The organism is Mycobacterium sp. ACS4331, assembly GCF_001667265.1.
Classification (GTDB): Bacteria; Actinomycetota; Actinomycetes; order Mycobacteriales; family Mycobacteriaceae; genus Mycobacterium.
Map to the genome: position 1 here is coordinate 56,890 of NZ_LZHW01000044.1, position 13,456 is coordinate 70,345.

The 13,456-nt window shown below is 68.0% G+C and carries 10 protein-coding genes and 1 pseudogene; 5 read left to right on the plus strand and 6 right to left on the minus strand.

Annotated elements, in window-relative coordinates; all coding sequences use genetic code 11:
• The first annotated feature begins 4 nt into the window (after positions 1–4).
• On the plus strand, positions 5–907 hold the full coding sequence (locus tag A5727_RS11240; RefSeq protein WP_068248934.1) for a hypothetical protein: 903 nt from the start codon (positions 5–7) through the stop codon (positions 905–907).
• On the opposite strand, the gene A5727_RS11245 is transcribed toward A5727_RS11240, so the two are convergent.
• The 3 genes from A5727_RS11245 to A5727_RS11255 form a co-directional block, all read right to left on the minus strand.
• Positions 822–1,949 (minus strand): hypothetical protein, encoded by a 1,128-nt coding sequence (locus A5727_RS11245; protein WP_068248937.1) that lies wholly within the window; start codon positions 1,947–1,949, stop codon positions 822–824. The genes A5727_RS11240 and A5727_RS11245 overlap by 86 nt on opposite strands.
• Before the next feature lie 65 nt (positions 1,950–2,014).
• Complete coding sequence (locus A5727_RS11250; protein WP_068248939.1) at positions 2,015–3,700, minus strand: acyl-CoA synthetase; 1,686 nt, start codon at positions 3,698–3,700, stop codon at positions 2,015–2,017.
• A 376-nt stretch (positions 3,701–4,076) separates the two neighbouring features.
• Entirely contained in the window at positions 4,077–5,570 is a 1,494-nt protein-coding gene (locus A5727_RS11255) for an FAD-dependent oxidoreductase (protein ID WP_068248941.1), read from the minus strand.
• 114 nt (positions 5,571–5,684) lie between these two features.
• Between A5727_RS11255 and A5727_RS11260 the strand changes: the two genes are divergently transcribed.
• Positions 5,685–6,155: a DUF4383 domain-containing protein gene (locus A5727_RS11260; protein ID WP_068248943.1), complete on the plus strand. Its 471-nt coding sequence runs from the start codon at positions 5,685–5,687 to the stop codon at positions 6,153–6,155.
• 8 nt (positions 6,156–6,163) lie between these two features.
• Here the strand turns inward: A5727_RS11260 and A5727_RS11265 are convergent, their stop codons facing one another.
• Positions 6,164–8,404, minus strand: a complete 2,241-nt coding sequence (locus A5727_RS11265) for a molybdopterin-dependent oxidoreductase (RefSeq protein ID WP_231992037.1) — start codon at positions 8,402–8,404, stop codon at positions 6,164–6,166.
• 85 nt (positions 8,405–8,489) lie between these two features.
• On the opposite strand from A5727_RS11265, the gene A5727_RS11270 reads away from it, so the two are divergent.
• The 3 genes from A5727_RS11270 (at position 8,490) to A5727_RS11280 (ending at position 11,521) form a co-directional block, all read left to right on the plus strand.
• A complete protein-coding gene (locus A5727_RS11270) occupies positions 8,490–9,272 on the plus strand; it encodes an SDR family oxidoreductase (protein ID WP_068248947.1) in 783 nt (260 codons plus the stop codon).
• Between the two features lie 105 nt (positions 9,273–9,377).
• Complete coding sequence (locus tag A5727_RS11275) at positions 9,378–10,721, plus strand: NAD-dependent succinate-semialdehyde dehydrogenase (protein ID WP_068248949.1); 1,344 nt, start codon at positions 9,378–9,380, stop codon at positions 10,719–10,721.
• A gap of 104 nt (positions 10,722–10,825) precedes the next feature.
• Positions 10,826–11,521 (plus strand): hypothetical protein, encoded by a 696-nt coding sequence (locus tag A5727_RS11280; RefSeq protein ID WP_231992038.1) that lies wholly within the window; start codon positions 10,826–10,828, stop codon positions 11,519–11,521.
• Here A5727_RS11280 and A5727_RS28370 read toward each other — a convergent pair.
• Positions 11,511–13,052, minus strand: a complete 1,542-nt coding sequence (locus A5727_RS28370; RefSeq protein ID WP_068248951.1) for a hypothetical protein — start codon at positions 13,050–13,052, stop codon at positions 11,511–11,513. The genes A5727_RS11280 and A5727_RS28370 overlap by 11 nt on opposite strands.
• Positions 13,053–13,121: 69 nt before the next feature.
• Positions 13,122–13,397, minus strand: a pseudogene (locus A5727_RS28455) (pentapeptide repeat-containing protein); the annotation flags it as partial.
• Between the last annotated feature and the right edge of the window lie 59 nt (positions 13,398–13,456).

Consider the following 13,456-nt stretch of genomic DNA (forward strand, 5'->3'; position numbering starts at 1 on the left):
CGCTGTGCCGGGGAAGCCGTCGCTGCGCAAAGCGCGTTCCGTGCTCAACGCCGAACTCGCCGCGATTCGGCGCCGCGACCCCGACCTCGACGCGACCGACCTCACCCTCTTCACCTTCCCGCTGGTGGTGCGCGCGCTGGGGGTGCTGGCGATCGGCGTGGTGCCACTGCTGGTGGTGCGCGGCGGCCCCGACGAGGACGCCCTGCTGGTGCCGCTGATCGGCTCGATGGCGCTGGTGATCATCTGCACCGCAGTGGTCGCATGGCTGACCTCGATCGTGCTCTCCGGGCTCGTCGTGATGATCCTGTACCGCACCCGGCCCGGGGCGTCCTCGAAGCTCGTGGTGCGAATCCTCAACGAGTCCTTTCGGCGGGTCAGCGACTCGTCGTCGCATCTGACGCTGCTGGCTCTGGTGGCGGGGTTGATCTCGCTGGCCATCGGGTTGCCGACGCGACGCGGCGACGAACTGGCCAATTCCGTGATCGACGACCTGCTGGCCGCGCAGGTGGGTGTCCTGCTGGCGGTGCTGGGGTTCGCGTTCATCGCTGAGTCGATTCGGTCCTCGGCCGACATCGTCGACGATCAGTCGCTCATGCTGGCCTGGCCGTGGGCGTTGGTGATCGCATGCCTGTCCTGGTCGACGGCCACCGTGATCGGACCGTTCGAGATCACCCGGATGCTGACGATCCTGCTCAACGAGTGGTTGCCGGCGCTGGTTGACGGCACGCCGCGCAGCGAGGTGATCGCAGATCTGCTGCCGCCCAACGCCCGCTGGTGGGCCGCATTCGGCCCGGTGCCCGTCATCGCGCTCGTGTGGGCCATCACGGCGTGGCGGCATGAGGGGTTTGTCGCGATTCGGGAGTTCCTCGAGGGCGATGACGAGGTCCCTCCGACCCGGTTGAGTTGACCTCACGGTGCGCGGCCGCGTCGAGTTGATACGTCAGCACCGCGAGGGTGAACAGGCCGATCGCCATGCTGGACAGCGCACCGAACCCCTGGGTCGCGAAGTCCACCAGGGCGTTGAGGAACGTGGAGATCAGTGCGGCGTTGCGCAGCCAGCGCAGGGGCCACACCGCCTCTGGGTTGCGTCGTCGTCCGATCATCGCAGGCACTGCCAGGGCCGCGGTCAGCGTGGCGGTGATGAGCAGGATCACCGATGACGGTGTGGGAGCGTCCAATTCGAGCCGGACATCCTCGTGTTCGTAGAGGAAGCCGCCAAGGGCGATGTTCAACGTCCCGAAGAGCACTCCGGCGACCGCGCTGATCACCAGCAGCCACCCGACGATCGGGACCCAGCGTGGGCTGCGGAAGAGGTCGGGGATCAGGGTGGGCGCCCAGTGCTGCAGTCGGTACAGCCGATCCGGAGCGCCCGCGGCGCCCAGGAGCAGCGCGCGCACGCGGTCGGTGTCGGCCCGGTCGGCACCACCGTTCTGTGCCTCCTCCACCAGGCGCAGGCCGATCTCGCGGTGATGGTCGGACAGGCCCCGGGCGAGGCCGTCAGCGGCCAGCCGGGCGGCTGACGCGAGGCATTCACGCGCCGAGAGTGGCCGGACCTCGCGGACCACGCGAGCGCCGAGAAGGATCGCGACGACCAGGATGTACATGATCTCGGCGGCCGGGCCGTAGAAGTAGTCGTTGTCCTTGGTGACGAACTTGCCGACCTCGTCCAGGAACAGGCCGAAGCCGACGCCGCCGAGCAGCACTGAAAGAATCCGTGGCCCGCGGCCCAACGTCATCCAGCCGAGCACCAGCGCCACCATCATCAGCGCACCGCCCCACAGCGCGTGCGCGATATGCAGTGTGCCCCCGCCGATCTGCGGATACCCGGTCAACTCGAGGTAGGCCCTGGTGATCAGGATGGTGGCGACGGCGATGAGAACGAACGCTTCGGTGGCGGAAAGCCCCAAGGCGTCCCGGGTGAGCAGGCCGTGGCGGGTTCGTGGATGCACGCCCCGGATTACACCATCCGGCCGTGTCGCGGGGCCGCGCGCGGCTGGGTCGGGCGCGCCGGTGCTCAGATCCCTTCGGCGGCCGCGGCCTTGGCCCAGCGATAGTCGGGCTTGCCGGAGGGAGAGCGCATCACCTTGGGACAGAACAGAATGTCCTTGGGCAGCTTGTAGCGCGCGATATGACGTGCGGCCTCGGCGACGATCTGCTCGGCGGTCACGTCGTCGGCGCGCACCCCCGGTGCGAGTTGGACCAGCGCGACAACTTCGCTCCCCCACCGCGCACTCGGCCGACCGACCACCACGACGTCGTACACGGCGCGGTGATGTCCGAGCGCGGCCTCGACCTCTTCGGCGAAGATCTTCTCGCCACCGGAGTTGATGGTGACCGAATCGCGGCCCAACAGATCGATCGAGCCGTCGGCGAGCCAGCGGGCCCGGTCACCGGGTACCGAATGCCGGACCCCGTCGATCAGCGGGAAGGTGCGGGCCGACTTCTCCGCGTCGTCGAGGTAGCCCAGCGGGACCAGGTTCTGCTGTGCCAGCCAACCGATTTCGCCGTCCCCCGGTGTCAGGATGCGCGTCAGGTCCTCGCTGACCACGACCGCACCGGGGTTGGGCGCGAATCTCCCAATGCCCGTGGCCGGCATAGGCGCGCTGGGAGCTTCCGTGGCCTTGGTGATCTGGCCCATCTGCGATCCGGTCTCCGACGAACCGCCGGCGTCCAGGATGCTCAGGTGCGGCAGCTGCGCCAACAGACGCTGTTTGACACCGCCGGTGAACAGGGCGCCGCCGCTGCCGACCGTGGCCAGGTTGGCCAGATCCCAGCGACCGGGGTTGGCCTCCAGCGCGTCAGCCAGCGGTTTGGCGAAGGCGTCGCCGACGATCAGCAGCATGCCGACCTTCTCCCGGGCGGCCAGTTCCCAGGCTTCCTCGGCATCGAAATGACTTGTCGTCGAGGACATCACAAACGTGCGGCCCGCCAGGATGCAGCTGAAGGCCGACCACTGTGCCGCGCCGTGCATCAGCGGCGCACACGCCAATGACCCCGGAGTCGGACGCTGCGAACGCGCGACGACCGCCTCGAGGTTCGGCAGCACCTCACCCGTGCCGAACGCCCGGCCGCCCATGGCGTTGACATAGATGTCGTGCTGACGCCACAGCACACCCTTGGGCATGCCAGTCGTGCCGCCGGTGTAGAGGACGTAGAGATCGTCCGGTGACAGCTCGAGATCGAGCGGTTGCGGCGACGCCGCGGCCAGCAGGTCCTCGTAGCGGACGGCGCCGGGCAGCGGCGCCACCCCGGAACCGTCGTCGACGTGGATGAGTCGCATCGGCGGGAGTCGGTCCAGTGCGGTGGCCAACGTCGGCGCGAACTGCGCGTGGTACATCACGGCCGCGGTGTTCGCGTTGTCCAGAACGTAGGTGAGTTCGTCTGCGACGTACCGGTAGTTGACGTTGAACGGCGCGACGCGCGCACGATAGGCGCCCAGCATCCCCTCGAGGTACTCGCCGCAGTTGGTCAGGTACAGCGCGAGGTGGCTCTGCCCGGACTGGTGCCCGGCCAACTGCTCGCGCTCGGTGTGCGCCCCCAGGCCCCACTCGTGCAGCACGCTGGCCAGGCGGCGCGTCCGGTCGTCGACGGCGGCGAAGGTGCTGCGCCGATCGCCGAAGACCACGCAGTCCCGGTCGGGGTGCGCGGCGGCGACGGCGCCAAAGACCTCGGCGATGTTGAACTCTGCTGCGGTGGTCACCGAGACATTGTCACAAAGCCCGCCAGCACGCCTGCCACCGCGGGAATCGCGCCGGCCGCGATGACCTCGTCATCGTGCGAGCTCAGTGTCGGCAGGCACGGCGGACCTGCGCGCGGACCGTTTTGGTCCGATCCTCACCGGGTACGTACGAGACACAGGAAAGGGGGCACGATGACCGGTATCCCCGCTTTTGGCGGGCGTCGTAGGGCCAAGCCGGTGCCGTCGTCGGGCACCGCCGTGCACTACGACGTGATGTGCTGGGCCGCCTCGGCTCTGGGCGATCTCTTCCGTTCCCTGTCTGCGTTGAGTCCTCGGTCTCCTCGCTGACCGCGACCGGCTGGCTTCCGGTCGACAGAACGACTGCTGTCCTCGCTGATCACGTCGCGAGATCGCTTGTCGCGGGCCCCTCCAGCAGAGTCCCGTCCGGAGCGAACCGCGATCCGTGCAGCGGGCAGTCCCACGATCGGTCGGCGTCATTCCACGACACGATGCCGCCGAGATGGGGGCACACCGCTGACGGCGAGCACTCGACACCGTCGACGCTGCTGTGCGCGCGCGGATTCCACGGCGGGCCGGACACCACGGCGTGATCGGGACTCGGCGCCGAGTGGGGCACCAGGGTGCTGATCCACCCGCGGGCGAGGTTGAGTCCGACCTCGGCGTTGTACTTCGCCGCGGTGGGAAGCCCGGACAGCTCGTGCACGTCCCAGCTTCCGAAGGCGCTCGCCCAGTCCATCCGTCCGCCGAGAATCCGACTGGAGAGCGCCAATGCCGACGCGACTCCATTGGTCATCCCCCACTTGGCGAAACCCGTTGCCACAAAGATGTTCTCGCTGCCGGGCAGCAGCGGTCCGGCATAGGGCAGGCCCGCGGCGGGCGTGTAGTCCTGCGCCGACCACTGATGGGTGCGGACCGCTCCCGGATAGTGCTTCTGCGCCCACTCGGTGAGTTCCTGCAGATCCCCGCGGACGTTCGAGCCGCGGCCCACGGTGTGCCCCGCGCCACCCACGACGAGTTTCTCCCCGGTCTCCCCGAACGCGTAGCGGACCGACCGGGTCGGTGCGTCCGCGGACAGGAACATCGGTCGTGTCAGCGGTCCGGGCACGTCGAAAGCCAGGCAGTAGGACCGTTGTGGGTGGAGTCGGGCGAAGAACGCCCCGCGATCGAGGATCGGGATGCCGGTGGCCAGGATGCAGTCGGTTGCGGTGACCGTGAACTCGGGGCCGTCGTCGGCGGGCAGCACCGCAGCGTGCACCCGCAGCGGACGGGAGCCGCGCACCGAGCGGGCCCGCACACCCTGCAGCACACGTCCGCCGTGCTGTTCGAGTTCGACGACCAGGCTCTGCAGCACCGGTACCGGGTCGATCTGCGCCTGCTCCGGCAACCGAACCCCGCCGTGGTACGGGAACGGGACGTCGGCGTCGTCGTCCCAGTGCACGTCCAATCCGGCCTCACGACAGGCCCTGAACTCGGACCGAACCTGGTCGACGCCGCTGGCGCTCTGCGCATAGGTGTAGGCGTCCTCGCGCTGGGCACTGAGGCCGTGCGCATCGCAGTGGCGCAGCAGCCACTCGCGACCCTCCTGGTTGCCGGCGACGTAGGCACGCAACACATCGGTGTTGTGCCGCTTCGCGATCCGCGACAACGTCGTTCCCTGAAGGACGCTGACTTTGCCGGTCGTGTTACCGCTGGCGCAGGCACCCACATGACGGGCCTCGAGCACCACGACCTGCTTGCCGGCGCGCGCCAACAACACCGCGGTGACCAGGCCCGTCAGGCCCGCACCGACGACGACCACATCGGCTGAGCAGTCAGAACCGTCATAGGGGCGGACGGGATCGGGTCGGTTGGAAAGCCACAACGAGGTCACGCAGTGGTCCTACCCGGTACCAGCGCATTCAAACTCCGACGAGTCGATGTTTAGTCGCGCCCCGTTCGGAAACGCCACTCTGCGGGGTCAACACATCTCAACTGGGAGGACGACATGACAACAGGACAACCGAAGCCGAACGCGCTCTCCGAGCGCACGCAGACACCGGTTCAGACCGCGGCGCTCGCGGTGGGCGCGGTGTTCCTGCTGGTGGGGATTCTGGGATTCATCCCGGGCATCACGACACACTACGACCAGCTGTCCTTCGCCGGACATCACTCAGGTGCTCTGCTCCTGGGCGTGTTCAACGTGTCAGTGCTGCACAACCTGGTTCACCTGGCGTTCGGCGTGGCCGGACTGGTGTTGTCGCGCACCTTCTCCGGTGCCCGCGCATTCCTGATCGGCAGCGGCCTCATCTACGCCGTCCTGTGGATCTACGGATTGGTGATCGACCATCAGTCGGGCGCGAACTTCGTGCCTCTCAACGTCGCCGACAACTGGCTGCACCTCATCCTGGCCGTGCTGATGCTGCTGTTGGGCGCCACGTTGGGCCGAAGCGAGGCGCGCGGAACCGCGATCCGATGACGCCCTGGTCAGCCGGCGAGTGCCTCGATCCGCGCGGGCACATGCTTGTGCCACGGCGTCCCGGCGAAGGCGTCGCGCCAGTCGGATGAGGTCAACGCGTTGGGGGCCACGCCGGGCACGGTGACGGTGCCGTCCTCGGCGGTGTAGTCCAGGCCGAAGCCGTTCGGAAGCGCGGCGTGGCCCGGCAGCATCGCGTCGCTGACCTCGACGGTGGCCTCGGCAGTGCCCGCCGCCGTCGTGACCCTGGCGCGCGCACCGTCGACGAGCCCCAGCGCCTGGGCGTCCTCGACGCTGATCCGCAACGCGCCGTCGCCGTCGCGCCTGCGCCAACTCGGATCCCGCAGGATGTCGTTGGCGGTGTAGGCCCGTCGCTCCCCCGCGGCCAGCACGATGGGGAACTCATCGGTGGTCAGCTTCGGCGGCGCGGACGGCAACCGGCGCAGTTCGTCGAGCAGTTCGGGGATCTCGAGGGCGATCCGGCGGTCGGCGTGCGTGATGAGCGCGAAGTCGTCGGCGTAGTCGTGCACCGTGAACGTGACGCCCGAGGGGTTGGCGAGGATCGCTTCGAAGAGCGCGTTGCCGTCGGCGTGCCCAGCACGACGCATGGCCTCCGGGTAGGTCATCGCGACCTTCTGCGCCAGACCCCACACCGCCGCGGCGCCCCGCAGACCGTCGGGCAGGGTCGGTCCGAGCGTCTCGTAGAGCACATAGGGCAGGGCCTTGGCCAGGGTCGGCACGGTCGACACCGCGGTCAGGAATGCCTGCGCGTAGGCGTCGAGCCCGTCCAGGGCCGCGCGGCGCAGTGGTTCGAGGTCCGCGTCGTCGACGAAGCCCAGTGCGCGCATCAGGCGGGCCCAGATCTCGGGTTCGGGCAGCGTGCCCTCGGCGGGATCGAGCATCGGGTGCCTCAGGTGGAAGGTGTTGTGCGGGAATTCCAGGTTGAAGAATGTCGCCTCGACCTTCTCGAACTGAGACGCCGCGGGCAGCACATAGTGGGCCAGGCGCGCGGTCTCAGTCATCGCGACGTCGATGACCACGACGAGTTCCAGGGCCTGCAGGGCGGCCGCGACCTGCGCCGAGTCGGCGATGGAGTGCGCCGGGTTGCTGCTCTCGACGATCATGGCCCGGAACCGGTCCGGGTGATCGGTCAGAATCTCCTGTGGCACAACGTTGCTCGGCGTGAGCCCGCCGATAACCGGCGCCCCGGTGACCGGCGTCCGGCCCACCCCGCCGGGTGAGAACAGCGGCGCCATCCACGAATGCAGATGCTGGCCACCACGTTTGGCGAAGCTGCCGGTGAGGATCCACAGCATCTTGTCGAGGTAGGAGCACAGGGTGCTGTTCGGGGCCTGCTGGACACCGAGGTCCTCGAACACCGCGACGCTGGCGGCGGAGGCGATCCGGCGCGCGGCGCTGCGCAGCAGTTCCTCGTCGACCCCGCTGTGCGCGGCATACGCGGCGACGTCCACTTCGCGAAGCACCGCCTTGACGGCATCGACTCCGGTGACGTGGTCGGCGAGAAACGCCTCGTCGCACAGGTTCTCCTGCACCAGCACAGCCGCCATCGCGGCCAGGCACCAGGCGTCGGTGCCGGGTGTGACGCGCAGGTGGAAATCGGCCATCTTCGCGGTGTCGGTCAGAACCGGATCCAGCACGACCATCGATCGGGTCGGGTCCTTGGCGATCTCGTTGAGCACCACCCGTGCACGCGGAAAGCTCTGCGACATCCACGGGTTCTTGCCGACGAACACCGAGACTTCGGCGTGCTCGAACTCGCCGCGGGTGTGCCCACCGTAGAGCAGACTGTCGACCCAGCCCTCGCCCGTCTTCTCCTGCGCAAGGGCGTTCGATCGGTACCGGGCACCGATGGCCTTGAGGAACGCACCGCTGTAGGCGCCGCCGAGGTGATTGCCCTGACCGCCGCCGCCGTAGTAGAAGACCTTGTCGCCGCCGTACGTGTCACGGATTTGGGTGAACTTCTCGGCGATCTCGGAAATTGCGGTGTCCCAGTCGATCTCCTCATAGCTGCCGTCAGCGCGGCGGCGCATCGGGGACGTCAGCCGGGCCCGGTTGTTCTGGTAGTGGTCCAACCTCAGGGCTTTGTTGCAGGTGTAACCACGAGTCCCGGGATGGTCCTTGTCACCGCGGATCTTCGCGAGCGCGCGCCCCTCGGTCGCCACGACGATGCCGCAGTTGCATTCGCACAGGATGCACGCGGTGGGCTGGGGTTCAGACCTCTGATCGCTCACGGACCACCCCTTCGCCGAAGTCGGTCTCAGCATAGACCAGTCGGTCCATCTAGTCACGGTCTTCGGGCACGTCTACATTGCGGGGGTGCTTGATGAACTCTTCTCCATCGCCGGCAAGACCGCCCTCATCACCGGCGGTACGAGCGGGATCGGCCTGATGATCGCCGAGGGCTATCTGCGCGCGGGCGCCAAGGTCTACATCTCGTCACGCAAAGAAGCCGCGTGCACCGCGGCGCGCGAGTCGTTGTCCGAGTTCGGCGACGTGCAGGCGATCCCGGCCGATGTCAGCGATGTCGAGCAGTGCGGGGCGCTCATCGACGCGGTCGCCGCGCGCGAGGAGCGCCTGCACATCCTCGTCAACAACGCCGGGGCGGTGTGGGGTGAGCCCTTCGACACGTTTCCCCCCGAGGCGTTCGACAAGGTCCTGACGCTCAACGTCAAAACGCCCTTCGTGCTGACCCAGGCGGCCCGGCCCCTGCTGGAGGCCGCTCGTGACGACGACGATCCAGCGCGCGTGATCAACGTGGGCTCGATCGACGGCCTCATTGTGCCCCGAACCCCCACGTTCTCGTACTCGGCGTCCAAGGCCGGGCTGCATCAGCTCACCCGGCACATGGCGCATGTGCTCGCTCCTGACATCCTGGTCAACGCGATCGCCCCGGGCCCGTTCCGGTCCAAGATGATGGCCGCGACCCTGGACGCCGTCGGCGACCGACTGGCCTCCGCGACTCCCGTCGGGCGCATCGGGCGGGACGAGGACATGATCGGCGTGGCGATCTATCTGGCATCGCGCGCCGCCAGTTTCGTGACCGGTGCGGTGATTCCCGTCGACGGCGGGTTGAGCACCACCGCGGGCACGACGCTGTAGAACGGAACCGACGGATTTCGTCGCCGCAACGCCTCGCACATGGCGTACCCGTCAGCCTAGGGTGGTCTGAACGGAACGATCCGAAGAACCAAAGGAGAGCGCGTTATGAGCCTGTACGCCGTGGTCGATCCCGCAACCGGCGAGACGGTGCAGGAATACCCGACCGCAACCGACGAGCAGATCGAGGAGGCGCTGGCCTCGGCCGCCAAGGCGTTCAAGGAGTGGTCGAAGACGACGACGGTCGCCGACCGCGCCGCGCTCATCCGCAGGGTCGGGCAGCTGCACGCCGAACGGGCCGAGGAACTGGCCAAGATCATCGTGCGCGAGATGGGCAAACCGTTCGACGACGCCAAGGGTGAGGTCGAGTTCGCCGCCGCCATCTATGAGTACTACGCAGACAACGCCGAGAAGTTCCTGGCCGACGAGCCCATCGACCTGCTCGACGGCGAGGGCAGTGCGGTGATCAAACGGACACCCGTGGGTGTGCTGCTGGGCATCATGCCGTGGAACTACCCGTACTACCAGGTCGCACGGTTCGCCGGCCCGAACCTGACGCTGGGCAACACCATCGTGCTCAAGCACGCACCGCAGTGCCCCGAGTCCGCCGCGGCCATGCAGAAGATCTTCGATGACGCCGGCTACCCCAAGGGTGCCTACGTCAACGTCTACGCGACCAACGAGCAGATCGCCGACGCCATCGCCGACCCGCGCGTGCAGGGCGTCTCGTTGACCGGCTCGGAGCGCGCCGGCGCGGCAGTGGCCGAGATCGCCGGCCGCAACCTCAAGAAGGTCGTCCTGGAACTCGGCGGGTCCGACCCGTTCATCGTGCTGTCCACCGACAACCTCGACGAGACGGTCGAGGCCGCGTTCAACGGCCGGTTCGAGAACACCGGGCAGGCCTGCAACGCCGCCAAGCGGTTCATCGTCGCCGCCGACATCTATGACGACTTCCTGGAGAAGTTCACCGCGAAGGTGCTCGGCGCGGCGGGCAGCCTCGCCCCGCTGTCGTCGGTGGCCGCCGCCGAACGCCTCGAGCAGCAGGTGAGCAGGGCCGTCGAGAGCGGCGCCAAGCTGACCTCCGCCGGCGAGCGCAGGGGCGCGCACTTCCCGCCCGGCGTGCTCACCGGCGTCACGCCCGACTCACCGTCGTACAAGGAGGAGCTGTTCGGACCCGTCGCGACGGTCTACAAGGTGGCCGACGAGGACGAGGCCGTCGAACTCGCCAACGACACCCCATTCGGACTGGGCTCGTATGTGTTCACCGCCGACCCGGAGCAGGCGCTGCGGGTCGCCGACAAGATCGAAGCCGGAATGGTGTTCGTCAACGTCGTCGGCGCCGACGGCGTCGAACTGCCCTTCGGCGGCATCAAGCGGTCCGGTTTCGGCCGCGAACTGGGTCGTTACGGCATCGACGAGTTCGTGAACAAGAAGCTGATCCGAATCGGCTGACGCTTTCGCAACGTGCGGACGGGGGGCGATGACCACTGCGGTCGCCGCCCCCCGCCCGCATTCTGGTGCCCGTGTGGGACCTCTGCTCGGGGTAGCTTCACCGTATGCACACCCCGCATGTAGGCCTCGCTTGGACCGTCGCCGTCAGCATCGGACTGTTGACCGGTTGCAGCGACCTGACCGCGGGCACCCCGCAGGCCGCGCCCGGTACCGCCACGACGAGCGCGTCTGTCACCACGACGCCGACGACGACCACCACGGTCGCGCCGCCGCCCGACGCCGCGGGTCTGCTGCTGTCGTCGGGTGCCGAGACCCCCGCCGGACCGGTGACCTCAATCCCCGTGGGGCCCAACTACTTCACCAGCGCCGACCCGCCGACCTGCAACGCCGCGGTGCTCTTCAAGAATTCTCCCCTGGTACCGCCGGGAGCGGTCCAGCAGGCAGAGAGCGCCTACACATCGCCCGGCACGGCCCTGATGGCCGAGGCCGCGAGTGTCTACGCCAGTCCGATCGATCCGGGCACGGTCGTCCGGGATGGGTTCAGTGCGGTGAGCGCGTGCAGCGGCGACGCCGTGGGCCTGGCCCCGCAGGGACCCGGGGAGCCGATGCGCCTGACGCGGTTCGAGATGGCCAGCGACGGTGTGCTGGTCTGGCAGATGTCGCGGCCGACGTGGACGTGTGACTACGGTCTGGTCGCCGTCAGTCAGGCCGTCCTGATGCTCTCACTGTGTGACGCTCAGCCGGGATTTCCGATGGCCGACTGGGCCGGTACCCGAAGGGCCCAGATCTTCATGGGGTGATCAGCGCCACGAAGATCAGATTCGCGAGGTACAGCGCGCGCGGGAGGTAACCGACGCCGAGAAGTCCGGCGGTGTACACCCCGGGATTCAACCCGCCCGACAGCCAGGCGCCGAGGTTCAGATCTCCTGAGTTGCCGACACCGAGGATCATCTTGCCGGAGTTTCCGACGCCGGCGATCAGCAGACCGGAGTTCCCGGTCCCCAGGATGAGCAGACCTGAGACGCCCGCACCCCAGTTGAGGGCGCCGGAGTTGCCCGCGCCGGGCGTCAGCAGCCCCGAACTGCCCAACCCGAAGGTGAGCAGGCCGGAGTTCCCGGAGAACGGGTTGAGATGACCCGACGTGCCCGCCCCGATGTTGAAGGATCCCGAACTTCCGATGCCCGGGTTGCGGTGCCCCGAGCTGCCCAGGCTGAGGTTGTTGGTGCCTGACGTGCCGAGGCCGATGTTCCCGTCGCCATTGTTGCCGCCGCCGGAGTTGCCGGCGCCGATGTTGTCGTAGCCCGCGTTGCCGATGCCGGGGTTGTTCTCCCCCGAGTTCCCGGCGCCGGGGTTGGTGGTGCCGGAGCTGCCGATCCCGATGTTGCCCTCGCCCGAGTTGCCGCCACCGATGTTGCCGCTGCCGGAACTGCCCGCCGTGCCCGAGTTGCCCGATCCTGAGCTGCCCGCACTGCCCGCATTGTTCGAACCCGAACCGCCACCGTTGCCGTGATTGCCGCTGCCCGAACTTCCCAGCGCGGCATTGTTGTTCGTGCCCGAAGAACCCGCACCACCGTTGTTCCCCGAACCCGACTGTCCCGCACTGCCCGCGTTGTTCGTCCCCGAATTACCCGCCGCGCCGTGGTTTCCCGACCCCGAGCTGCCCGCACCGCCGCTGTTGTAGGACCCGGACTGGCCTGCCGAGCCGTTGTTGTGCGATCCGGAGTTCCCGCCGCTGCCGGCGTTGAGCTGCCCGGAATTGCCGAGCGCTCCACTGTTGCCCGAACCCGAGTTCCCCGCGCCACCGGCATTGTTGGAACCGGACTGGCCGACCGCACCGCTGTTGGACGATCCGGAGTTCCCACCGCTGCCTCCGTTGCCCTGGCCTGAACTGCCCGCCGACCCGTGGTTCCCGGATCCCGAGTTCCCCGCGCCCCCGCTGTTTCCCGAACCCGACTGGCCGAGACCGCCACTGTTGCCGAATCCCGAATTGCCGCCGGAGCCGCCGTTGTGGTCACCGGAACTGCCGGCACTGCCGGAGTTCCAGCTGCCCGCATTGCCGACTCCGGAGTTGTTGTTGCCGGAGTTGCCGCCGATGACGCCGTCGTTGTCGCTGCCCGAGTTGCCGCCGCCGACGCCGTTGTGCCCGGACCCCGAGTTACCGCCGCCCAGTCCGGCGTTGCCGGTCCCGGAGTTGCCTGCACCCAGAAAGTTGTTCCACCCTGAGTTGCCCGCCGAGCCGCCGTTGTAGTACCCCGACGTTCCAGCGCTTGCCGCATTGCTGTACCCGGAGGATCCCGCACTTAACTCGTTGTTCTCACCTGAACTGACCACCCAGATCGGGCCGTGGCCGGCCTGGTGGTTCCCGGTGTTCCTGTTCCCGGAGTTCCAGTCGCCCGTGTTCAGGTTGCCGCTGTTGTGGTCTCCGGTGTTGGTGTCCCCGGTGTTGTAATTGCCCGTGTTGGTGCTGCCCGAGTTGCCGTTGCCGGTGTTGGTGTTCCCGGAGTTGTTGTCCCCGGTGTTCGTGTTGCCGGAGTTCTGGTTTCCGGTGTTGGTGTCGCCGGAGTTCTGATGTCCGGTGTTCGTGTGCCCGGAGTTGTAGTCGCCGGTGTTGGTGTTGCCGGAGTTGGCGTTGCCGGTGTTGGTGTCGCCGGAGTTGGGGTTGCCGGTGTTCGTCCACCCCGAGTTGGCGTCCGGTGTTGGTGTTCAAAGAGATGGCGTTTGCGGTGTTGGTGGTG